The 23,968-nt window shown below is 39.3% G+C and carries 23 protein-coding genes, 1 other RNA gene and 1 riboswitch; of the genes, 4 read left to right on the top strand and 20 right to left on the bottom strand.

Translation table 11 applies throughout. The features are described 5' to 3' along the window. Positions 1–182: 182 nt before the first annotated feature. Positions 183–1,865 (bottom strand): formate--tetrahydrofolate ligase, encoded by a 1,683-nt coding sequence (locus R8923_RS03840; RefSeq protein ID WP_485871434.1) that lies wholly within the window; start codon positions 1,863–1,865, stop codon positions 183–185. Between the two features lie 140 nt (positions 1,866–2,005). Then, positions 2,006–2,434: a transcriptional regulator MntR gene (gene mntR, locus R8923_RS03835; RefSeq protein ID WP_485871433.1), complete on the bottom strand. Its 429-nt coding sequence runs from the start codon at positions 2,432–2,434 to the stop codon at positions 2,006–2,008. 353 nt (positions 2,435–2,787) lie between these two features. On the opposite strand from mntR, the gene cspD reads away from it, so the two are divergent. Further along, the gene (gene cspD, locus R8923_RS03830) at positions 2,788–2,988 is read left to right on the top strand and encodes a cold-shock protein CspD (RefSeq protein WP_485871432.1); all 201 of its coding nucleotides are present in this window, start codon (positions 2,788–2,790) and stop codon (positions 2,986–2,988) included. A 112-nt stretch (positions 2,989–3,100) separates the two neighbouring features. Then, complete coding sequence (locus R8923_RS03825) at positions 3,101–3,487, top strand: ribonuclease HI family protein (RefSeq protein ID WP_485871431.1); 387 nt, start codon at positions 3,101–3,103, stop codon at positions 3,485–3,487. 109 nt (positions 3,488–3,596) lie between these two features. On the opposite strand, the gene R8923_RS03820 is transcribed toward R8923_RS03825, so the two are convergent. The 11 genes from R8923_RS03820 to R8923_RS03770 form a co-directional block, all read right to left on the bottom strand. Further along, entirely contained in the window at positions 3,597–3,980 is a 384-nt protein-coding gene (locus R8923_RS03820) for a DUF1801 domain-containing protein (RefSeq protein WP_485871430.1), read from the bottom strand. 15 nt (positions 3,981–3,995) lie between these two features. Beyond that, positions 3,996–4,871 (bottom strand): 5'-3' exonuclease, encoded by an 876-nt coding sequence (locus R8923_RS03815; protein WP_485871429.1) that lies wholly within the window; start codon positions 4,869–4,871, stop codon positions 3,996–3,998. 539 nt (positions 4,872–5,410) lie between these two features. After that, positions 5,411–5,680 (bottom strand): 30S ribosomal protein S14, encoded by a 270-nt coding sequence (gene rpsN, locus R8923_RS03810; RefSeq protein WP_485871428.1) that lies wholly within the window; start codon positions 5,678–5,680, stop codon positions 5,411–5,413. A 110-nt stretch (positions 5,681–5,790) separates the two neighbouring features. Then, positions 5,791–7,101 (bottom strand): nucleobase:cation symporter-2 family protein, encoded by a 1,311-nt coding sequence (locus R8923_RS03805; RefSeq protein ID WP_485871427.1) that lies wholly within the window; start codon positions 7,099–7,101, stop codon positions 5,791–5,793. After that, on the bottom strand, positions 7,091–7,684 hold the full coding sequence (locus R8923_RS03800) for a xanthine phosphoribosyltransferase (protein WP_485871426.1): 594 nt from the start codon (positions 7,682–7,684) through the stop codon (positions 7,091–7,093). Before R8923_RS03800 ends, R8923_RS03805 begins: the two co-directional genes overlap by 11 nt. Before the next feature lie 79 nt (positions 7,685–7,763). Continuing rightward, positions 7,764–7,865, bottom strand: a riboswitch (purine riboswitch). A gap of 40 nt (positions 7,866–7,905) precedes the next feature. Beyond that, positions 7,906–9,414 carry a carboxypeptidase M32 gene (locus R8923_RS03795; protein ID WP_485871425.1) on the bottom strand — a complete coding sequence of 503 codons (1,509 nt, stop codon included), beginning with the start codon at positions 9,412–9,414 and terminating at the stop codon, positions 7,906–7,908. A 6-nt stretch (positions 9,415–9,420) separates the two neighbouring features. Beyond that, positions 9,421–10,563 carry a THUMP domain-containing class I SAM-dependent RNA methyltransferase gene (locus R8923_RS03790; RefSeq protein ID WP_485871424.1) on the bottom strand — a complete coding sequence of 381 codons (1,143 nt, stop codon included), beginning with the start codon at positions 10,561–10,563 and terminating at the stop codon, positions 9,421–9,423. A 135-nt stretch (positions 10,564–10,698) separates the two neighbouring features. Further along, an RNA gene (gene rnpB, locus R8923_RS03785) (RNase P RNA component class B) lies at positions 10,699–11,146 on the bottom strand. A 34-nt stretch (positions 11,147–11,180) separates the two neighbouring features. Then, positions 11,181–11,519 carry a cell division regulator GpsB gene (gene gpsB, locus R8923_RS03780; protein ID WP_485871423.1) on the bottom strand — a complete coding sequence of 113 codons (339 nt, stop codon included), beginning with the start codon at positions 11,517–11,519 and terminating at the stop codon, positions 11,181–11,183. 123 nt (positions 11,520–11,642) lie between these two features. Next, positions 11,643–12,191, bottom strand: a complete 549-nt coding sequence (locus R8923_RS03775) for an SLOG family protein (RefSeq protein ID WP_485871422.1) — start codon at positions 12,189–12,191, stop codon at positions 11,643–11,645. Continuing rightward, positions 12,188–12,556 (bottom strand): DUF1798 family protein, encoded by a 369-nt coding sequence (locus tag R8923_RS03770; protein ID WP_485871421.1) that lies wholly within the window; start codon positions 12,554–12,556, stop codon positions 12,188–12,190. Before R8923_RS03770 ends, R8923_RS03775 begins: the two co-directional genes overlap by 4 nt. A 208-nt stretch (positions 12,557–12,764) precedes the next feature. On the opposite strand from R8923_RS03770, the gene recU reads away from it, so the two are divergent. Continuing rightward, the gene (gene recU / locus R8923_RS03765) at positions 12,765–13,376 is read left to right on the top strand and encodes a Holliday junction resolvase RecU (RefSeq protein ID WP_485871420.1); all 612 of its coding nucleotides are present in this window, start codon (positions 12,765–12,767) and stop codon (positions 13,374–13,376) included. Positions 13,377–13,526: 150 nt separating this feature from the next. Next, positions 13,527–16,049, top strand: coding sequence for a transglycosylase domain-containing protein (locus tag R8923_RS03760; RefSeq protein ID WP_485871419.1), 2,523 nt, complete (start codon positions 13,527–13,529; stop codon positions 16,047–16,049). A gap of 34 nt (positions 16,050–16,083) precedes the next feature. Here the strand turns inward: R8923_RS03760 and R8923_RS03755 are convergent, their stop codons facing one another. The 7 genes from R8923_RS03755 to dinG all read right to left on the bottom strand — a co-directional run bounded on the left by R8923_RS03755 (position 16,084) and on the right by dinG (position 23,956). Next, on the bottom strand, positions 16,084–16,572 hold the full coding sequence (locus R8923_RS03755; protein ID WP_485871418.1) for a YpoC family protein: 489 nt from the start codon (positions 16,570–16,572) through the stop codon (positions 16,084–16,086). Further along, positions 16,565–17,224 (bottom strand): endonuclease III, encoded by a 660-nt coding sequence (nth, locus tag R8923_RS03750; protein WP_485871417.1) that lies wholly within the window; start codon positions 17,222–17,224, stop codon positions 16,565–16,567. The genes R8923_RS03755 and nth overlap by 8 nt, the downstream gene beginning before the upstream one ends. Before the next feature lie 7 nt (positions 17,225–17,231). Further along, positions 17,232–17,945: a DnaD domain protein gene (locus R8923_RS03745; RefSeq protein ID WP_485871416.1), complete on the bottom strand. Its 714-nt coding sequence runs from the start codon at positions 17,943–17,945 to the stop codon at positions 17,232–17,234. A 110-nt stretch (positions 17,946–18,055) separates the two neighbouring features. Then, positions 18,056–19,348, bottom strand: coding sequence for an asparagine--tRNA ligase (gene asnS, locus R8923_RS03740; RefSeq protein WP_485871636.1), 1,293 nt, complete (start codon positions 19,346–19,348; stop codon positions 18,056–18,058). A 12-nt stretch (positions 19,349–19,360) separates the two neighbouring features. Further along, complete coding sequence (locus R8923_RS03735) at positions 19,361–20,545, bottom strand: pyridoxal phosphate-dependent aminotransferase (RefSeq protein WP_485871415.1); 1,185 nt, start codon at positions 20,543–20,545, stop codon at positions 19,361–19,363. A 14-nt stretch (positions 20,546–20,559) separates the two neighbouring features. Beyond that, positions 20,560–21,066 (bottom strand): cell wall elongation regulator TseB-like domain-containing protein, encoded by a 507-nt coding sequence (locus tag R8923_RS03730; RefSeq protein ID WP_485871414.1) that lies wholly within the window; start codon positions 21,064–21,066, stop codon positions 20,560–20,562. Positions 21,067–21,163: 97 nt separating this feature from the next. Beyond that, a complete protein-coding gene (dinG, locus tag R8923_RS03725) occupies positions 21,164–23,956 on the bottom strand; it encodes an ATP-dependent DNA helicase DinG (protein ID WP_485871413.1) in 2,793 nt (930 codons plus the stop codon). Between the last annotated feature and the right edge of the window lie 12 nt (positions 23,957–23,968).

Raw genomic sequence — 23,968 nt, 5'->3', positions numbered from 1 at the left:
ATTTCTTTCGTAAACTCTTCACTTAATTGTATAGGAGTACTTTAGGACATCACTATTTCCCCTTCTCCGCCCATCTATTTTAACACAATCCCCCTCACCATTCTATGCTTTTCAAATACAATTATTTTTGAAAAGAACATACAAAAAAGGCGCGAAAAATCGCGCCTCTGAGATTTTTTATTCTAAAATAATCCTTTTGCATTTCCATTTTCATCGACGTCCATATTGAGTGCCGCCGGTTTTTTCGGAAGTCCTGGCATTGTCATCACATCACCCGTTAAAGCGACAATGAAGCCTGCACCGAGTTTTGGAATAAATTCGCGGATATGAATGGTAAAGTTTTCTGGACGACCAAGTAGCGTAGGCTCATCAGAAAGCGAATACTGTGTTTTCGCCATACAAATGGGATAACGATCCCAACCGTATTTTTTGAAATCCACAATTTGTTTTTGTGCTTTTGTTGATAGTTCAACACCCATTCCACCATAAATTTTCGTTACGATTTTTTCAAGTTTTGCTTCAATAGATTCGGAATCATCGTAAAGACGCGTATAATTTGCTGTTTCTTTCTCAATTTCACCGATAACTTTTTCGGCAAGTTCAAGACCGCCCTCTCCGCCTTTTTCCCAAACTTCTGTGAGCGAGAACGGAATATCATTAGCTTGGCAGAGTTCTTCAAGGGCATGAACTTCTGCATCCGTATCTGTCACAAATTTATTGATGGCAATCACAAATGGCAACCCAAATTGCCCAATCGATTCAGTGTGTTTTTTCAAGTTAGCAAAACCAGCCTTTAAGGCATCTACATTTTCAGCCCCTAGTTCGGTTTTCGCTACACCACCATGCATTTTCAGCGCACGAATCGTTGCGACAATGACCACACAATCGGGTGCTTTTCCTAAAGAAGGAACTTTAATATCTAAGAACTTTTCTGCGCCTAAATCTGCGCCAAATCCTGCTTCTGTTACGACAAATTCACCGAGCTTCAGCGCCGTTTTGGTTGCCGAAATGCTGTTACAACCATGCGCGATATTTGCAAATGGTCCCCCGTGTACAATCGCTGGTGTATGTTCTAACGTTTGTACGAGGTTCGGTTTTAACGCATCTTTTAAAAGCAACGTTAAAGCCCCCTCATAACCAAGCTCTCCAACCGTAATTGGTTCGCGCGAGTAATTATAGCCGATAACAATCTCGCTTAAACGATGCTTCAAATCTTTTAAGTCTGTCGCAAGGCAAATGATTGCCATAATTTCAGATGCAACCGTAATATCAAAACCGTCTTCACGAGGAATTCCTTGCACTGGACCGCCAAGACCAACAACCACTTTACGAAGCGCCCTGTCATTTAAATCCACAACACGTTTCCAAACAATTCGTCTCTGATCAATTTTTAAATCATTACCTTGTTGCATGTGGTTATCAATAAATGCTGATAAAGCATTATTAGCTGTTGTAATTGCGTGAAAGTCCCCCGTAAAATGTAAATTAATATCTTCCATTGGTACAACTTGCGCATAACCGCCGCCAGTCGCCCCACCTTTAATTCCCATCGTTGGACCTAAAGAAGGTTCACGAAGCGCAATTACCGTCTTTTTCCCTTTACGAGAAAGTGCATCACCAAGGCCAACTGTCACTGTTGATTTCCCCTCACCTGCAGGCGTTGGATTAATCGCTGTTACTAAAATGAGTTTTCCGTTTTCTTTATTTTCTAATGAATGGATGGTTTCATAGGCTAACTTCGCCTTCGTCTTCCCGTAAAGCTCTAAATCCTGTTCACCTAAACCGATATTTTCTGCAATTTCTATGATAGGCGCTACCTTCGCTGCAAGTGCAATCTCGATGTCTGATTTAACTTCTTTTGTCATTCTATTCCCCTCCATATATGTATACTAAGAAATTGCAAAATGTAAGCCCTTTCCTTTTTAGGCACCGAAAAAATCGGCCAGTAAGAAACTACTGTACGGAAAATTGGACTGCGCATCTACATTTACAATCTCATGTTACCTCACTCATCTTTGCCTGAGTCTACTGAATTCAGCGCTCGAAGCTTTTTCAGTGCATCTTCATTTTCTTCAAAAAACTGCAAAAGGTCACCAATTCGGTCAATTGAATTCCAACTCAAATGATGTTCGATTCCTTCAACATCCTCATAAACATGCTCTTCTTTCACGCCAATAATACGTAAAAAACTTTCTAATAAAGTATGGCGTTCAAGTAGTCGTTTCCCCGCTTTATTTCCTTTCGGCGTTAAAATCAGACCACGATACTTTTCGTAAACGAGATACTCATCTTTATCAAGTTTTTGTACCATCTTCGTAACCGAAGAAGGATGCACCATAAGTTCGTCAGCAATATCAGAAACGCGCGCATAACCTTTATTTTCGATCAGAGAATAGATTTTCTCAATATAGTCTTCCATACTAGGTGTTGGCATAGCACTACCCTCCAACTCAATTTCTTTCACATACAAATTGTACTACACTCCCCCGAGTTTCACAAAGCATTTACCCCTTTTTCAAACAAAACTTTTTCTTTGGTTAAAAAAAGCATGATAAAACCAGATTAGTTTGTAAGTTTTAGTACTTTCGTCGCTTCATTTGATCTCCTCTTCTAAAATAGCTTTAAAAACCAAAAAGAAAACCTTTACAAGTCAGAAGATTATATAATTTTTGAAAAATCCCCTTGACCTATGTAGGTACTTTGGTTTATATTAAATGTATCGTATGAGACTTTCTTGTATGACAGAAAGGTACCTTAAAAGGGCCAAGATTTGGAGGATTTATTTCAATGCAAAATGGGAAAGTAAAATGGTTTAACAATGAAAAAGGTTATGGTTTTATCGAAACAGACAGCGGCGAAGATATCTTCGTACATTTCACAGCAATTCAAGGTGATGGTTACAAATCTTTAGAAGAAGGCCAAGAAGTTTCCTTCGAAGTTGTAGAAGGAAACCGCGGACCACAAGCAGCAAATGTAGAAAAAGTTTAATAAAATTACTATGACTCGGACAAGCTGGCCATTGCCAGCTTTTTATTTTTGCATTTTCATGAAGAAAAAAATATAATAATGAGGAAAATCAATCCAAAGAGGAGTGCATCAAATGGACGTTTTTGTTGACGGAGCGAGCTCTGGAAATCCAGGTTTAAGCGGTGCTGGCATTGTTTTAAAAGCCGATCAAATCTATGAACAACACGCGATTCCAATCGGCATACTAACGAATCATGAAGCCGAATTTATCGCTTGCAAGCTTGGTCTAGAACTTGCGCTCACACACAACCCGGAATTTATCCGCCTTTACACCGATTCAAAAATCGTTTTAGACAGTGTCGAAAAGAACTATGTTAAAAACCCGTTATTCAAACCACATCTAGACACTATTTTGAAACTCGCCGAATTAGTTCCACTTTTCTACATCAATTATCGTAACGTCTCTCAAAATAAAAAAGCCGACGAACTTGCTCGCCAAGCCATTCAATCGAAAAAATAAAAAAACAGGCTCTTGACAAACTAAGAAATTTGTCAAGAGCCTGTTTTTTACTGCTTTTAGTAATTAAAGCCAGATCAAACGAATAGTTATCATTGTCTCCTACTAGGATTTATTTCTTTTGGTGATAGGTAAACGCAGCTTCTGCGCAAAACTGAATGGCTTTTTTAGGAAGCGGCTTAGAAATATCAAATATGATAGCACGATTACCTGAAAATTGTAATTCATTCCCAAAAATCGTCCGGAAATTTTCAATCAAATTCGTTTGGCAATGAAAAAACATCGCAACTTGCCCATCAGAAAATGTGTCTAAGCGAATTGGGGTACCGCCCTTTAGCGCGTAGCTCGGTTGCCCCCATTTTAAATCCTCTTGCAAAACAGCATCTTTATCCAAGATAGCAGCAACTTCAAATAAGAGCGATCGAATTTCAAGCAGTTTCGCTCGTTCGTTAAGCTCATAATTTGCATATTTTTCTTTCACAGAAATTGCTTGCATTTGTTTTTCCACTCCTTATAAAACAATATCTCGTTGTACAGTTTTTAAGCCATATTCCAAAATCGCATCATTCATTTCTTTTGAAAAACCTCGGAATAAGCAGCGGTCATAATCGATTTCAAGTGGTACATCCGTATGAATCGCCGCTAGTTTTTGACTCAAGAAAAGCATTTCCTTATCTTCTGCAATTTTCTTTTTTTGAGCGGGTTTCAGTTTATCAAGGTTTGCTAAAACACCGTCCACCGACTCAAATTCTTGAATAAGTTTTAAAGCCGTTTTTTCCCCAATACCGCGTACACCCGGGTATCCATCTGACGAGTCACCCATGAGTGCTTTCACATCCACAAACTGTGCAGGCGTAATGCCCATTTCTTCATAGAAAGTAGCCTCATCGTAACGCTTATAGTTGCCATAGCCCTTTTGCATAATCCACACATCATTTTTCTGATGAATGAGTTGGAGCAAATCTTTATCACCACTTAAAACCGTTGTGTTTAAATCTGACGTTAATTTTGTCGTAATCGTCCCAATACAGTCGTCTGCCTCAAAGCCGGGAACACCGACATTGACAAACCCAAAAGCCTCCGCAACCTCCTTCGCGAGATCAAATTGCGGAATCATTTCATCTGGCGGTGCAGTCCTACCAGCTTTATATCCATCGAAAAGTTCATTACGAAATGTTTGTGAGCCCATATCCCAACAAATTACCGCGTGTGTTGGTTGACTTTGACGCATTGCTGCAAAAATGTGACGTAACATCCCTTGTACACCATTTGTCGGTATTCCTTTTTCATTATACATAAATTGTTTACTTACCGCCGTGGCATAAAAAGCACGAAAAAGCAGTGCCATCCCATCCACAACAAGTAAATTAGGTTGTTTAGTTTCCATTTCGTGACCCCTTTGTCATTCTTTTCTTATTTTTAATAGAGTACTATAATACTAACAAAATTCGATTATAAAAACTAGCAGGTAAAATTTTTTCACATAGTTTTATCCCATAACGAGTACATATATTAAAATGAATCATTTTTGCTCGCTCTTAATTGATTTCATATCACAATATCCTTAAGTTTTTTTAAGTCTTCATGGTCGAAATCGTTTTCTATGGTAGCGAATGTCTTTCATGAACGTATTCACCTGCACGTTGTTTTTTCTTTCAGTTTAACATAGGAGAGGAAAATAGTATGTAGATAATTTATGAATTCTTATTAAGATGTACACAAAATATGCCTAACAAGATGTTTTAAACCAGTAAAATCAAAAAAGCATTTCTTGGTAATTCGGTTTTTAATTTTTGCGAGTTATCCTTATCTAGCGTGATTCAAAACATTATAAGCTATGACTTGTCTATAAGCTTTATCACGCAATTGCTTTCATTTTATCTAAAAAAAAGAAGGCTGAAACATTCCAACCTTCTCATTTATCATTTACCAACTGGCTTTTTTAACGCCAGGAATTTGTCCTTTATGTGCAAGCTCGCGAAAACGGATTCTACTCATACCAAATTTGCGCATGTATCCATGAGGTCTACCAGTTAATTCGCAACGGTTGTGCAGACGTGTTTTCGATGAATCGCGCGGTAATTTTTGAAGCTCCTCGTAGCGCCCCTCTGCCTTTAGCTTTTGACGCAATTCTGCATATTCAGCAACCAAAGCTTTTTGCCGTTCATATTTTGCTACCTTTGATTTTTTAGCCATCGTTTCTCCTTTCTTACAAATAAGAATCATTACGTTTTACATTTTACGCTTTTATTGAAAAAAGTCAACTAAAAAGCAGCCTGAGCGAGTGAGGCTGCTTTTTTAGTCGACTAGTCATTTACTTGCTGTAATTCCAAATCTTCTGCGGCTTTTTTTTGGCGAGTTGGGATCATATTAAATAAGATGTTTAAAAGAATAGCTGTAAAGCTTCCCGCTACAATGCCGTTACTTGTAAAAAGTTGCATGAAGGAAGGGAAATTTTGGAATAAATCAGGGACTACCGTAACACCCAGTCCAACGCCGACTGAGCATGCAATAATAAGTAAGTTTTCTTGCGATGAAAAATTTACTTTACCAAGCATTTTAATTCCTTGAGCAACAACCATGCCGAACATAGCGACCATAGCACCACCTAAAACACTCGTTGGAATAATGGTTGTTACTGCACCTATTTTCGGAATCAAACCGAGGATTATTAGAAATCCGGCGGCAACATAAATAACTTTACGTGTTTTAATCCCAGATAGTTGCACTAAACCAACGTTTTGAGAGTAGCCTGTGTACGGGAAAGTGTTGAAAATGCCGCCGAGAATGATCGCCAGCCCTTCTGCGCGGTAGCCACGTGTTAAATCTTGCTTTTTGAGTGTTCGACCTGTAATATCTGACAATGCAAAATAGACGCCTGTTGACTCGACCATACTGACGAGCGCAATTAAAATCATTGTCACAACTGCGGGCCATTCAAAAGTTGGCATACCAAAGTAGAATGGTTCTGGCAAATGGAAAAAGTCCGCTTCTTTTACAGGTGCTAAATTAATGCCACGTAAAATGGCAGCAACAAGTGAACCACCGATAAGACCAATCAGCACAGCGATTGCTTTTGCAAACCCTTTACCAAAACGATAGATACAGATGATGAGTAGGAGCGTACCAAACCCTAAACCGATATTGTAAAAAGAGCCAAAATCCTTCGAGCCCTGACCACCCGCAAGATTGTTAATTGCAACAGGAATAAGTGTTAACCCGATGACCGTCACAACCGAACCCGTTACAACTGGGGGGAAAAAGCGCACAATTTTAGAAAAAAACGGTGCGATAAGAAGAACAAAAAGGCCTGACGCAATGATAGAGCCGTAAATCGCAGAGATACCCATTTCCTGCCCAATTAAAATGATGGGCGCTATCGCCTGAACGGCGCAACCAAGGACGACTGGCAAGCCAATTCCGAAAAAGCGATTGACGGTTAATTGAAGAAGTGTCGCAATACCACACATAAAAATATCAATTGAAACGAGGTACGTCATTTGTTCGGCGTTAAAGCCGAGTGCACCGCCAATAAGAAGTGGCACAATAACTGCGCCAGCATACATTGCGAGAACATGTTGGAAGCCGAGTGCGGCCATTCTCCCTTTATTTAACATGGTCATCCTCCTTTTGAACAAAGCGAATCGTTTGATTATCAAGTGCGGCGATTCGAGCTAGTGAGAGGATTTCTAATCCTGTTTCGTCCAGTAAAGCTCGTCCTTTTTGAAATGATTTTTCGATGACAATACCGATGCCAGAAACACTCGCTTTTGCGGATTTGGCAATTTCAAGTAAGCCTAAGACAGCTTGTCCGTTCGCTAAAAAATCATCGATGATTAAAATTGTATCTTCACTTGTTAAAAAGCTTTGCGATACGGAAATTGAATTGGTTTCTTTTTTCGTAAAAGAATAGACGTCTGCTGTAAATAAGTTTTCTTTTAGTGTGACAGATTTTTTCTTGCGCGCAAAAATGACAGGAACATCAAGGAAAAGTCCAGCAAATACGGCAGGCGCAATGCCTGATGATTCAATGGTGACGATTTTTGTAATTCCACGATTTTTAAAATGCTCCGCGAATTCATTGCCAATTTCTCGCATTAGTCGGGGGTCAATTTGGTGGTTTAGGAAGGCATCAACCTTCAGAACATCCCCTTCTAAAACCGTCCCTTTTTCCAAAATATAGTCTTCTAATAACTTCAAAACAAGTGCTCCCTTCATTTTCAGACAATAAAAAAACTATCTCCCGGCTAGAGAGATAGGCAAAATAAACCAGCTGTGCTGATTGTCGCTTATCACTCATAGTCCAGTTATTTACGGCAACCGGGTAGAAACTTATTGTCCATATCACAATTATTATATAAGTGCTTCATTTAATTATTTTTCCATTATAACGAACGGTTTTCATTTGGTCAATCGCTTTTTTAGAACTTATAAACAAATTTGTAACGTTCTTTCAATAAATCTAACAAATAATCGGGGTTTAAACTTTCGCCAGTTGTATCTTGCAAAATTTCAAGCGGTTTCTTTAGCTTTCCGTATTGATGGACGTTTTTTGTAAGCCACTTGCGAATTTCCGTATAGTCATCACTTGCGATAATCGCATCAAGATTTGGAATTTCACGTTTCATTGTGTGGAAAAACTGAGCAGCATACATGAGACCAAGTGCGTAAGACGGGAAGTATCCAAAGTCACCACCAGCCCAGTGAATGTCTTGCAAGACGCCGTCACTATCTTTTTCCGGGCGAATTCCAAGGTAGGCTTCATATTTGTCTGCCCAGGCCTCTCTTAAATCAGCGACTTCAAGTTCGCCGTTCATAAGTGCTTTTTCGAGCTCATAGCGAATCATGATATGCAGCGGGTATGTCAAAATGTCAGCTTCAATTCGAATGAGCGAGCTTTCAGAAATATTTGTTGCGCGGTAAAAGTCCTCCAAAGTCACCGCATCAAACTGTGGTTTACTAAGTTCCACAAGGTCTTTAAAATTACTTTTCCAAAAAGCAAAACTTGATCCGAGAATAATCTCATAAAAGAGTGACTGAGACTCGTGAATACCCATAGAAGCGCCTTCTGAGAGCGGCGTACCCGAAAGTTTCACATCAAAATTTTGTTCATAAATCGCATGTCCACCTTCGTGGATAATACCGAACACAGCCATTTTAAAATTGTCTTCATCATAACGTGTTCTTATTCGCACATCATTAACATTTAAACCAATGGCGAACGGGTGAATCGTATCATCTAAGCGACCAGCGTCAAAATCAAAACCCATTTTCTGCAAAATACGTTCACTAAAATCTTTTTGAACGTCTTTTGGAATGTTCACTTGAAGAGGTTTATCACTCGGTTTTACTCCCTGTTCCATTTCCTTACGAAGTTCCATAATCCCGCTTTTTAATTTGCTAAACACTGCATCAAGCACTTCCACTGTCATCCCTGGTTCATATTGATCAAGTAAAGTATCGTACCGATTCGCTTTGTAGCCCCAGTACTCGATGAACTTACGTTTCATCGCGACAATTTCGGTTAAAAGTGGTTCGAATTTCGCGAAATTGTTTTCTGCACGGGCTTCGCCCCAAACGTTTTCTGCGTCCGCAACTAATTTCGAATAAGCGGCAAATTCTTTTGCAGGTATTTTTTTGTTGTGTTCATACAAACGACTGCATTCCTCAAGCGTTTTACGAGCCACTTCCCCCAGCTCATTTTTACGAGGTGTGAGGGCTGCAATAAATGCAGCCATTTCTTCAGAAACTTCAAGTTTAAAAATGTCTTCTGAAAGCACGCCGATAACTTCAGCCCTCGCTGTGGCTCCTTTTTTCGGGATTTTCGTACGAATATCCCAATAAACTAAATTAAGTGCCTCACTAAGCGCTTCTTTGCGTTTCACGTAAGTTAAAAACTCATTTTCAAGTTCGTAAATGGATTCTGACATTGTCACTCACTCCTTATTTCTCGGTTTTCGTGGTCCCCAATATTGATATAAATCAGTTCGCAAATAGCCATTATATAATTTACGTTTTTTCGTTGCCTTTTTTCCGTACACTTCTTCAAATTTTTCATAGCTTGTGAGCACGTAAACCGACCAAGTTGGTAGTTTCGCGTAGACTTCTCCCATTTCCTTATAAAGAATTCGAATTTGCTCCTCATCTTCTAAACGCTCACCATAAGGCGGGTTTGCCACGATAACCCCATATTCTTTTTCGGTCGTGAAATCACTTGCTTGCATTTGTTTAAAGGAAATCAAGTCAGAAAGTCCCGCCTCTTCCGCATTTTGCTTTGCAATTTCAATTAGGCGGTGGTCAATATCTGCACCTAAAATATCAAGCGGCTGGTCATAATTGGCTAGGTTTTCCGCTTCATTTCGCGCATCTTTAAAAATCTGTTTTGGCATCCAGTCCCACGTTTCGCACACAAAACTACGATTAAATCCAGGCGCAATATTTTGCCCAATCAGCGCCGCTTCAATTGGAATCGTCCCAGAGCCACAAACTGGGTCATAAAATGGTCGGTCCGGATGCCAACTCGTTAGTAAAACAAGTGCTGCCGCCATTGTTTCCTTAAGCGGTGCCCCGCCTTGCGCCGTACGGTAGCCTCGTTTATGTAAGCCTGCTCCGCTCGTATCAATCGTAAGTGTGACTACGTCTTTTAAAATCGATACTTCTATTTTGAAAAGCGCCCCCGTCTCCATCAGCCTTCCACTCCGCCGGTACTTTTCACTAAGCCGATTTACGATTGCTTTTTTTGTAATTGCTTGACAATCTGGCACGCTATAAAGGGTTGATTTAACGGACTTTCCAGAAACTGGAAATGCCGCATCTAGCGGTAAATAATTTTCCCATGGTAAGGCTTTCGTTTTTTCAAATAACTCATCAAATGTAGTTGCTTTAAATTCACCAACAATAATTTTGACACGATCAGCAACACGTAACCATAAATTCGCACGGGCAATCGCGCTTTTATCTCCACTGAAAAATACTTTTCCATTTTCAACTTTCGGTTCATAGCCTAGTCGCTTCACTTCTTTTCCAACAATTGCTTCAAGACCAGATGCAGCGGTAGCTACAAGCTTAAATTCGTTCATTGTCATCATCCTTTTATATTTTATCCAAGAAAAAAACTGCTTCAAAAGGACATCTACGTAATACGTAAAAGGCATTAAAAGAATGCGGTGGCCTTTTGAAACAGCCTTAATTTTAATTTCATCCTGTTATTAACGTTCTATAAGCCATGTTCTGTCCTCTACTGTTTACAGGGTTACAATAAAGGGATAATCATCTATCTACACCCAGATTGCCCATAAATAGCAACCTTCGTTGTCAAAAGCCTACGCTCCGTTTTTCCTAGAATTTTACCATTTATGGACAATCTAAAAAGGTGTCTCTTCCCTCATTCATTTACTCGGGAAAAGTGCCCCTACCATTGTTTGAGTTTCTCGCTCGTGGGGTTTACCTCGTTCCACTCCTCTTATTTCTAAGGGGACTCCGTCACTGTGGCACTTTCAAGGTACAATCACCATATCTAAAAGACTTAGGTCATTCACCTGCCGTCAAACTAATAATAAGTTTGCCTTGGCTTATGGTTTCACCAAGCACGATCACTACGGGCATCTCAGCACCGTGCGAGCATGGACTTTCCTCTGCATAACGCAGCGATTATCCGAACGTTAATAAATTTTTCTACTAGCTGATACTATCATATTTATTCGTTGTCGTCTAGCTTATTTCCAAAAACGTGCTTCTCTAAATTCGATAAACGTTTTAAGATGTCAAAATTAGTTGTACCTGCTGTTTGTGTTGGCGCCTGGTATGCACTTCTTGTTTGCTCTGATTTGACAGAAGCACTATCAAGTTCTTGCACAAGACGAATATTTTCCGCTTGTAACGCTTCAATCTCACGTGTAAACGTGCCGTAGTCTTTAATGACCATATCTAAAAACTCATCCACATCTTCTGGATTATAGCCACGTAAGCCAGTTTTAAATGCTTTTTCCAAAATTTCTTTTGCTGTTAAATGATAGTCAAATTGTTCCTCAGCCATAATGTCCACCTCAATTTTATTCATTCCATGATTTATTTTTCATCATGCAGTCATTCATTTTTTAAAATCCATATCCTTATTCTTCCAAATCTAACAACATTTGTCAATGTAAACCCTTCTTTTTTAAAAAAATTCATTTTGACTTTCGCTCACAATTTCTTGTAGTTCATAAAAATCAATTAGTGTAAGCGCGTACTCATTTTGTTCCGAAAAGTGCTTTGCTCGCTCATAAAAAAATTTCGGAGATCCTTCTTTTTCAAAATCATAAAGTAAGAGCGCGCCTTCTGTGTTTTCAATAATAAACTGGTCACGCATACCAAATTGCCCAGGATTCTCATACGGTCGCTCTGTAATATAGGCATGGTAATCTGCTGCAGCTATCACTTCCTCATGCCACAGTTTATTCGCCTCATTCCAGTTACTCGCCTGCTCGAAAAATGGCTCTAAAATAGCTAATCGAATGGCGTATTCTTTCTTTAAATCCCGCACAACTTCTCCGGTCCAAAGCTCAGTACCAAGCTGTCCAGAAATAATCACCCACTCCAAACCTTCCTCTATATAGGAAAGTAATTTTTTCCTTAACGCTAATTGGATGTACTTTGCCTCCTCGGCATCACGCTTAAAGACGCCTAATTCAAAATTCTTATAGCCAGAAACAGCAATCGATTTCACTCTAAATTTTCACCTCGTTCTAATGCAGTCAACATACGTTCTAGTGTATACTTAGATGATTCATAGTGATCATGGAAATGTTTATAAAAGGATTTTCCATTAAAACAATTGACAGCGGTCATTTGAATATTTTCGGAACACTGCAAAAGCTGTGTTTCTGTTAAATAAAGTGGCCTGTTTTCGTTCACATAAGGAACAGAAAGCGCTAAAAATTGGTCACATTTTTCCTTAGCAGCATCAACAAACGGCTTCATATCTTGATAAAAATCAAAGTCTTCTTGTTTTTTTTGATTCGCTAAATAGCGTTTGAAATTTTCTTCATTTTGTTGTAAAAGCGCCTTTGTTTGCGCAACAAGTTTGTCCATAATTAGCACCTTTCCTTAAAGATTTTACTTAAAACTAGGATAACATAAAGTTGCTTTTTTAAACATTTCTCTGCTTTAAAGACTCATTTTACTAAGGAAGAATGCCTTTTTGCATGCGCCTTAACCAAAATTTACTATCATTTTCATTTTTATTTGGTATAATAAAGAATGGTTCATTTTGAAAAGTAATCATAATTGAGGTGAGCATATGGCAATTGGCTATCCTAATGGGAAAAAAAATCTGTTGCATCAAAATAGCCAGTCCCCTGTAAAAAAGAAGCCGCAAACAAACTACGGGAAACGTGGTATGTCGCTTGAGGAAGATTTAAATGAAACCAATGCCTATTATTTGGCACATGAACGGGCAGTCATTCATAAGAAACCTACACCTGTTCAAATTGTGAAAGTTGACTATCCAAAACGAAGTAGCGCGACCATTAAAGAAGCCTATTTCAAGCAGCCGTCAACAACAGACTATAACGGCGTCTATCAAGGAAAATATCTTGATTTTGAGGCGAAAGAAACAAAAAACAAAACTTCTTTTCCGTTAAGTAACTTTCATCCCCATCAAATGAAACACATGAAACAAGTTTTAAACCAAGGTGGTTTTGCTTTTGTGATTACCTCTTTTAGTTCTCTTGGGGAAGTTTATTTAACACGTTTTGACTCTTTCTTGCCGTTTTGGGAAAGAATGCAAAATGGTGGGCGTAAATCTATCACGCTTGCTGAGCTAAAAGTGCATTCGACACTGATTCCCTATGGTCTAAATCCAAGATTGGACTATTTAAGTATAATCGATCAAATTGTAGAAAACTGGTGAGATTTCTCAAAAAATCACGAGTACTAAAAGCAAAATGCATTAGAGTATGACAACATCCAGACACTGGCTTCAACTAGAGAAGGTTGCCGTTTGTCAGCAGTTATGATTTACACTTTTTTAGTTCGATTTGATTAAAGGAGAGAAAAATTAATGGCAGAAAAACCGCAAACTAGATCAGAGTATCGCAGCAAGCAAACAAATGCCAAAGCGAAAAAACCTAAAAAAAATATGGGGAAAACAATTTTTAAATCCATATTCTTTGTAGCTTTATTCTTAGCATTTTTTGGCATCGCTGCTGGTGCATCTTTATTTTACGTCTATGCAAAAGACGCGCCTTCACTCACTGATTCAAAATTGCGTGACCCGCTATCTTCTAAAATTTTAGATAAAGATGGTAAGGTCTTTGCAGAAATCGGTACAGAACGTCGTGAGTATATTGAGTATAAAGATATTCCAAAACAATTAGAAAATGCCATTCTTTCTACGGAAGATGCACGTTTCTACTCGCATGATGGTCTAGACCCTATTCGTCTTGGTGGCGCCGTCGTTGCAAATGTTAAAAATGGATTTGGTGCAGAAGGTGCGAGTACACTTTCACAGCAGATCATTAAAATGAGCTATCTGGATTACACAAATAAGACGCTTGCACGTAAAGCACAAGAAGCCTATTTAGCTCTACAACTTGAAGAAAAATATAGCAAACACGATATTATTGAAATTTATGTCAACAAAGTGTATATGTCTGACCGAGTTCATGGTATGGAAACGGCGGCTGAACATTTTTACGGAAAAAATTTGAAGGATTTAAATTTAGGACAGACAGCTTTAATTGCTGGTATGCCACAAAGTCCCAATAACTATAATCCGTATGACGATCCAGAACTTGCGAAAAAGCGTCGTGATTTAGTTTTAACGAACATGTATAATCATGATAAAATTACGAAGCAAGAAATGGAACAGGCGAAACAAACACCTATTTCCGATGGCCTGCGTTCGCAAGAAGAACGTGAAGAAAAAACATACAAGTATGATGCTTATGTGACACAAGTTTTAAGTGAAATTCCAGAAGAATATGATGTTTATAAAGATGGTCTAACGATTTATACGGCACTTGATCAAGATGCCCAACAATATACAGAAAAAATGTTAAATACGAATGAAATCGTGCAGTTTTCCGATGATAAAATGCAAGCTGGTCTTGTATTACAAGATACGAAAAATGGTCGTGTGCAAGCAATTGGAGGCTCGCGAAATCAAGCGGAAAACGTTACACGTGGTTACAATTATGCGACACAACTGAAACGGCAAGTTGGTTCGACAATGAAACCCATTGCTGATTACGGTCCTGCTTTTGAATATTTGAATTGGTCAACAGCTCAAATTTTAGATGACGCACCTTATACGTATACGGGGGGTTCTAAAATTAATAACTGGGACTTTGGCTATAAAGGACCTATAACGGTTCGTCAAGCACTTTACCAGTCACGTAATATTCCAGCACTTAAGACTTTACAGGCGGTTGGACTTGATAAGGCAAAAGCCTTTACCGACGGACTCGGCTTTAATTATAAAGAGTTCTATGAGTCTTATGCGATTGGAGCCAATGAGTCAAATCCGCTTCAGATGGCTGGTGCCTATGCGGCTTTCGGTAATCAAGGGATTTATACGAAACCTCATACGGTGACAAAAATTGTTTTATCTGACGACACTACAACGATTGATATGGAACCGAAAAGTGAAGTCGCGATGAAGGAATCTACGGCTTATATGACTTCTGATGTTTTAAAGGATGTTTTATCGGTTGGTACTGGTACAAGCGCAGCTGTTCCTGGCGTTCCAGTAGCTGGTAAAACAGGGACGACGAACTTTGATGCAGCAGCACAAAGCAAATATTACTATCCAAGTGGTGCGGCTCGCGATGCCTGGTTCGCTGGTTACTCAACAAATTACACGATTGCTGTTTGGACTGGTTACGACAGCTTGAAAAATTATTTATCTCCTGATGAGCAAAAGATTTCACAACGGATGTTTAGTAAATTGATGAGTCATGTTTCTGCTAATAAAGAAACTGCTGACTTTAAAGCACCTAGTAATGTGGTGTCTATTCCAATTCTAAAAGGCTCTAATCCTCCTGTTCGCGCTGCTGCAGGAACACCTAGTGATAAAGTAACGAATGAGCTATTTATTGCTGGTACTGCACCAAGTAAAACGGCTTCTACAACAGATAAAGAGAAGGAAGAAGCGAAGAAGAAAGCGGAAGAGGAAGCGAAGAAAAAGGCTGAGGAAGAAAAGAAAAAAGCAGAAGAGGAAAAAAATAAACCTCTTGCGGCACCTAGTGGTGTATCAGCATCTTACAATGCAACTACTAAACAGATTTCTGCTAGTTGGGGAGCGGTCGAAGGAGCAACTTACGAAGTTACCGTAAATGGTCAAAAATCGAACGTCACAACAACTTCTATTACAATTAGCGGAATGAGTCCCGGAACGACGGTCAATATTAGTGTCGTAGCCATAAAAGATGACAAACGAAGTAGCGCCGCAACAACTTCTGTTACAATACCTGCAGAAGCTGACGCAAATAATGATGCGACAAACAATAATCAGAATGGAAATAACAATTCTAACTCTAATCCTAACGGAGCCGCCACAAATGGTGACCCTCCGAACAATTGAAAAAAGAAGCATAGCTAGCCGCTATGCTTCTTTTTTAGCTCTTAGCAATTAATTTTCGTTGTTCTAATAAAAGCTCATTTAGTTGCTTAAATCCTGGAAATGTATGAGCGCGCGTCAAACAATATTCGAGGCGTTCTTCAATATTAAGCGGCTTGATTAAAAGCTTGCTTAACGCTTCATTCAAATTATCTAAGCGAACTGGCTGTTGGTTGCTCCAAAAAAGGACGGATAAGAAAATACCAAGTGCATCTTGTGTGAGATAGAAGTCTGGTTTTTCATGTGCGCGAAATTTCGTTTCCATAGCGCTTAAAATGGCTGTCATTTGTTTAGTGAGTTTGCGGCAGGCTTTTTGCGCATCATTTTTCCATGGTTGCACACCCCCATTTTTTGTATAAAATAAGGTTTCTTGCCAAAAAGGGCAGCCCACAACGAATATTGATTCTTCATCAAAGTCAGTGATATTTACATTTGGTGTAGGAAATGCAGCGTGTTTTAGTTCCTGCACATATTCAAATTTAGCCATCAAAACCTCTCGCTTTCGCTTGTTTCTTACCTTCGCGGCAAATAAAAAGGAGTGGACAAGTTGGACATTCTGGCTTTCTTGCCTTACAGTGGTAGCGACCAAAGAAAATCAAATCGTGGTGCGCATCTGACCACATCTTTTCTGGCAATTTGCGCTTTAAAGTTTCTTCCACTTCGGTGACGGAATCTTTTAAGCGACATATGCCAAGGCGCTTTGTGACGCGCTCAACATGCGTATCTACAGCGATTGCGGGAACACCAAATCCGACTGATAAAACAACATTGGCCGTTTTTCGACCAACACCAGGTAAGCTTTCTAATTCTGCATGTGTGCGTGGTACTTCACCGTTAAACTCTTCTAATAAGCGCTTTGACAAACCTTGAATATTTTTTGCTTTGTTGCGGTAAAGCCCAATTGAGCGAATATCATCTTCAAGCTCTTGAAGTGGAACCGCCAAGTAATCCTCAGGCGTATGATATTTTTCAAACAAAGAAGCCGTAACCTTATTCACTAAGTTATCCGTGCACTGTGCCGACAATACAACAGCGACTAAAAGCTCAAAATTATTTTTATGAACGAGCTCACAATGTGCATGTGGAAACATTTTCGCCATTTCCTGAATGCACATCACCGTTTGCTTTTTATTTAGCATGTCCTAATCATCCTTTTCGATTTTCTAGCCAGTCATAAAGCGGAATGGAATCCTTACTTTTTTGAATTTCGCTTCGATTCATCGTAATCCCAGTTCGCCCGTTCTGATGGAAGTTTTCGGCGACACGCCGTGCATCTTCTACCGTCTTCACGTTCTCTTTTTTCCAATTTAATAAAATTCGGTCGATATAACGAAAATTGAGTTTCTGTGAAATAACCGCCTCTTTTAGTGCCTCCCGAATTAATTCTGGAGCAAAGTGATCTTGGTCTAGCCAGCCAGAAAGCATTTCAGCTTCAAGCGGAGAAAGCGGTCGACCAAACTCCGATTCAAAGGTGCGGTAAATGTGTGTTTCTGCCTCACTAATCGCTTCTTTTTGATTGGAAAGTTCTTCATTAGCTAGAAAAGCAGCAAGTTTTTGATAAAGCGGTTCTAACGAATAGACCTCACTAGCTAGCTTATTTTCCTGGGCTAAAATGGCCAAGCAACCCTTTCTAACAAGAGATTCAAGCAGTCGCGTCGTCCGCTCAAATGATGCCCCCATGCGCTCTGCTAATTCATGAATACTTGGAAATGAATTACCACTTACACGGAATGACTCAATTTGTAAAATAAGCATAAATTCCGTGTCATCTATCTTTAATTTAGTATAATTTTTAATGAAAATTTGCGGTAACGTCACGAATCCTTCCGTCATCCACATACTTAAATTATTATTTTCCATCCAAAACACCTCACATAAAAATTATAGCATAGACGAAAAAAATAAGAAAATGCAGGAAAATTTTATTTGGGACATAAAAAGAGCGAAACCACTTCGGTTTCGCTCTTTTTTTACGGATATAAACGATTTAATAAGCGCGGGAATGGGATGGTTTCGCGAACGTGTTCAGTTCCGGAAATCCAGGCTACTGTCCGTTCTAAACCAAGTCCAAAACCAGAGTGCGGTACGGAACCATAACGTGCCAAGTCAATGTACCAGCTGTAAGCTTCTTCATCTAGGCCAAATTCTTTCACGCGAGAAAGCATTAGGTCTAAATCATGAATACGCTCGGAACCACCGATAATCTCACCATATCCTTCAGGTGCAATTAAATCGGCACATAAAACAACTTCACTGTTTTCAGGGTCTTCTGGCATATAAAAAGGTTTGATGCCTTTTGGATAATGCGTGATAAAAACTGGTTTTTCAAAGCTATCGGCAATTGCAGTTTCATGCGGTGCACCGAAATCTTCCCCCCATTCAATATCGTCAAAACCTTTTTCTTTAAGGAGCGTAATGGCATCTGTATACGTAATCCTCGGGAATGGTGCCGTCATTTTCTGAAGAACGGCTGTATCTCGACCAAGACGTTCAAGCTCAATCGCACAATTGTCTAAAACGGATTTCACAAGAAATGCGACATATTTCTCTTGCACTTCAAGGCTATCTTTTAGCGTGTAGAAAGCCATTTCCGGCTCAATCATCCAAAATTCGATTAGATGACGACGCGTTTTCGATTTTTCAGCTCGGAATGTTGGACCAAATGAAAACACTTTTCCAAGCGCCATAGCAGCTGCTTCCATGTAAAGTTGCCCGCTTTGCGATAAATAGGCATCTTCATCAAAATATTTTGTATGGAACAATTCAGTTGTTCCCTCAGGCGCACTACCTGTTAAAATCGGTGGGTCCACTTTAATGAAACCTTCTTTGTTGAAAAACTCGTAAGATGCGCGAATAATTTCATTTCTAATTTTCATAATCGCATGTTGTTTATTGGAACGTAACCATAAATGACGATGATCCATTAAAAACTCTGTACCATGTTCTTTTGGCGTAATCGGATAATCATGTGATTCAGAAATCACCTCAATATTTTTCACTGTCATTTCATAGCCAAACGACGAACGTGTATCTTCTTGAATGATTCCTGTTACATAAAAACTTGTTTCTTGCGTCATTCCTTTTGCAAGTGCGAAAATATCTTCTGTCACTTCCGCTTTCACAACAACACCTTGCATAAAGGCTGTTCCGTCACGCATTTGTAAAAAAGCAATTTTACCGCTGGAACGCTTATTGGCAAGCCAAACGCCAATTGTAACTTCTTTTCCTACATAATCTTTCACTTGATTAATTGTAATTTTCACCATGTACACTCCCTATTGATTCATAAAGTCTTTCATTCGATTTATTGCTTCTTGGAATAAAGCTGGATCTGTCGCATAGGAAATCCGAATATAATCCGGCATACCAAAACCTGATCCTGGAACAACAGCGACAAGCGCTTCTGTCAGCAAAGCTTCCACAAACGCATCCACACTTGGATACCCTTTTTGAATAGCGGCTTCACGCGCATGAATAAAGAAATAAAAAGCACCATCTGGCTTTTTCGGTTTAAAGCCTGGTATTTCTTCTAACTGTGGATAAAATTGCGCCATGCGTTCTGAAAACGCTTGATACATTTTCTCCGGCACTTCCTGGCTCCCGTTATAAGCTTCAATTGCTGCGTACTGTGCATTAGCCGTTGGATTGCTCGTCATATGATCAGCCAGTTTCCCCATGCCGCGAATGACTTCAGCATTTGCAGCCGCATAACCAATTCGCCAGCCGGTCATTGAATATGCTTTTGAAACGCCGTTTATTAAAATGGTCCGCGCATAAATTTCTGGACCAAGGCTTGCAACAGACACAATATCTGCTGGGTCACCATAATACAATTTTTCATAAATTTCATCTGATATAATCCATAAATTATGTTTAACAGCGATATCCGCAAGCGCCTTTAGTTCGGCTTTTGAGTAGCACATGCCAGTTGGGTTATTTGGCGAATTAAATAGAACAGCTTTCGTTCTCGCCGTAATCGCTTGCTCAAAACTAGCCGGACTGATTTTGAAATCGGCGTCAAATCCTGTCCCAACAAAAACAGGCACACCGCCGGCAAGTTTGACTTGTTCCGGGTAAGTCACCCAGTATGGAACTGGAATTATCACTTCATCGCCTGGGTTTAAAATCGTTTGGAAGGCCGAATATAAAACGTGTTTCGCTCCCGTTCCAACGAAAATTTGTTCTTCTGTATAACGCACATCTTGGTCACGTTCTAATTTTTGAACGATAGCTTTTTTCAACTCAGGTATTCCTGTTGAAGGGGTGTATTTCGTAAAGCCATCTTTCATGGACTTATAAGCTGCCTGAATGATATTTTCCGGCGTGTTGAAATCGGGTTCTCCTGCGCCAAGACCAATGACATCAATACCATCTTGTTTCATTTTTTTCGCTTTCGCCGTAATAAAAAGCGTCGGTGAGGGTGCGACTTCCTGCACGCGTTTAGACAAAGGTAAGTCCATTTTTTCTCCTCCTCTTATAAATTTTCGATTTGTCTTAGCCATTCTCCTTTGCTGAAAGACATGTCGTAGTAACCAAGATTATCGTTTTTATCTAAATAACTGACTTCCCAAATTGGGACGCCGTCTTCCATACCGAGTGTAACATTTAAAATTTTACGCGGCTTCTTCTCTTTTTGCACAATATCTCGTGCTTGTTGTTCGCTAATGCCATCAGACGCATATTTGACTAAAACTTCACCCGATTTTTTCTTTGGAACCCAAACAATAATGTCTTTTCGAGAATTGTTTTTCCCAGTTAAAACATAATAGGTTTCTTTCGTCCCATTATATAAATAAAAATCATCGTGCGATAATAAATCTACACTACCCTTTATTCGGTCTAACGCCTCTTGTTCATCCGCTTTAATTGGCTTTTCAGCACTATGCAAAAACCAAAAGAACGCAAGTCCTAAAACGATGAAAATACTAACTACAATAAGGATATATCGGACGATTTTTCGTCTGTTTTTTCGTTTTTGCAAATTGATTCGCTCATTTCTATTCTTTAATTGCCAGAATGGCTAAGTTTCAATATGTTCCTATTATAGCAATTTGCTGCTTTTTTTTGAAGCTTTATTGTTAAACTGATTTAAAAAAGTCGATAATTTCGCTTAGCAAAACGGTTTTATTGCCTTTTTTCGTTTGCACTTTCGGAATAGAATTTAAAAATGATTGACCAAATTTTGTCGTGTCAATTCGATTATCAAATACTAAAATAATCCCGCGGTCTGTTTCGCGGCGAATTAAACGTCCAAAGCCTTGCTTAAAGCGCAACACAGCTTCTGGTAGAGAATACGTTTGGAAAGCATTCTCCCCGCGCTCTTTTCGGAGTGCAATTTGAGCTTTCGTATATGGATCATCTAGCGGCGCAAATGGTAAGCGCACAATAGCGAGACAAGATAAGTCTTCGCCAGGAATATCAATCCCTTCCCAAAAGCTCGTCGTCCCGAGTAGAATCGCTTTTTCAAACAGTTGAAATTGCTTCGTCAAGCGAGCAGGACTTCCAGTAGAGACACCTTGCGCAAGAATCATATATTCTAAAAGCGCCTCTTTTTCTTTCATAAAGCGAAGCGTTTCGCGCAGCATATCGGTTGCCGTAAACAAAACAAGCATCCGCCCTTTTGTACAAAGCGCTACATCACTCAAATAATCAGCAAGAGCCTTTGCATAGTCAAAAACAGGCGTTCCTTTAATTTGCGGCATATCTTCTGGAATCAAAATCCGTGCATTTTCCTCATACTGGAAAGGCGACGGAATTTTTGCTTCAATCAACTCACTTTCTTCAAGACCTAGTGCTTTTTTTATATAGGAAAAGTCATGATTAACGGAGAGCGTGGCAGACGTCAAAATGACGCTTTCTTTTTGTTCAAAAAAGTCCTTTTGAAGTGCCCGCTCAACTTCCATAAGCGTACCAACAATTCGAAGACTCGGCAATGCCCCATTTTTGTCTGCCATAAGCGAAACCGTCATAACAGGCTGATTTTCATTTAATAAACAAGCAAAGTCTTCCCGCATTGTTTTCCAGTCTAATAAGAAAGAATATACTTCTTCAACAAAAGCCGTTTCAGCCTCTTTTAAATTTGCCACATCCTGCTTCCCTTTTTCAAGAAGTGTTTCAATATTTCGTTCCACCTCACGAAACAATACGAGCACATTTTCGGCAGCATATTTTAATGTGTCATCAAAATGAATCTTTTGCTCATTTTCAATTAAAACGAGTTCTTTTTTTGTGCCGCGACTCTTTAAAAGTTCCGCATGTAATAGACTAAATAAAATATCTGTCGCCTCGGTCAATTTTAACTGCGCAATATCTAAATCAAACAAACTTTCTTCTGCTGGGAAAACCATTTCTAAACGACTAAGCAGTGAGTATTTTTCGAGCGTTCCAAGTTGGTTCAAGAAATACTTTACTTTTCGATAAGATAGATAAAAACTCTTTTGCATGCGCGCACTCTCCGCAAAATGATGAGCCTCATCAATGACCAGAAAAGAATAGGCTGGCAATAATCTTTTCCCATTGAAATGGTCTGAAAGAAGCAAAGCGTGATTCACAATGACAAGATCCGCGTGGCGTGCCTTTTCTAAACTAAACTTATAAAAGTCAAAGTCGATCCATGGGTCTTTTTTTTCGGAAAGATACCACCCTGTGTGCTTCATTCGATTCCAAAACAATTCCCCACCACTTGATAAGTTTACTTCATCAATATCACCCGTTTCAGTTTCCGTAAGCCAAACAAGTAGTTTTAATTTTGTCACAACAACATCATACTGTGGATCATTTTCATGAAGTAACTGTTCAAATTTAAACAGATTTAAATAATGGTCTCTCCCTTTTAAAAGGGAAGCTTGCACATCAAAACCTGTTAATTTTGACACGAGTGGAACATCTTTCTCATAAAGCTGCGTTTGCAAAAGATTCGTATATGTACTAATAATAACAGGTAGCTCTTTTTGTTTTGCAAAATAAATTGATGGCAAAAAATAACCTAATGATTTTCCAATACCAGTTCCCGCTTCAATAAGCGCATGACACCCAGTTTGCATACCTTGAAAGACCAGATTCATCATTTCAAATTGACCGCTCCTCGCGTATAAGGGCGCACCCGCACGTTTAAATAAAGCTAATTTGTCCGCATCACTTTTTGGAAAATCCAATTTATCTCTCTTATCATATATTGGTTTATGAATATTTTTTTTACGCAAAACTAAACCGCGATGTTCCGTCCATTTTTCAGGAACCTGCTCAGCTCGGCGCTCTTTTTTCATTTCAATATCAAAGAAAAGTTCTGGTAAATACGTTTTTAATGGCTGAGCAATCGTTGTCATCTTTCGAATAACCGTAACTGGCAAGCTTTCCAGTTTTTCCACACATTGGATGAATAACTCAGCCGTCACTAAAGCATCACTATCCGCTTTATGCGGGTTTTCGTGAATAAACCCAAACTCATCTGCTAAATCTTGCAATTTATAGCTATCCACAGAAGGATATAGGATGCGCGCCATTTCAACAGTATCAAGCAACTTCATTTTACGAAGCGGCTTACCCGCGCGGCGCATTTCCTTCTGTAAGAAAGTCCAATCGAAATTAACATTATGCGCAACAAAAATCGTATCATCAAGTAGCGCTAAAATCGTATCCGCCACATCTTCAAAAAGCGGTGCGCCCGCTAAATCATTGGGCGTAATCCCTGTTAGCTCTTGAATAAAAGGCGGAACCGGCTTTAGTGGGTTAATATAGGTTGAAAAAGTCTCTACAATTTGTTTTCCTTCCACTAGCGTGGCGGCAAATTGAATGATTCGGTCATCTTTTGATGCCTGATTTCCTGTCGTTTCTAAATCGACCACTATATATTTTTTTAACTTTCGTCCCATATCATTCACCTT

This window comes from Listeria tempestatis, assembly GCF_963575625.1.
Lineage (GTDB): Bacteria > Bacillota > Bacilli > Lactobacillales > Listeriaceae > Listeria > Listeria tempestatis.
This window is presented reverse-complemented; position numbering and strand designations above follow the sequence as displayed.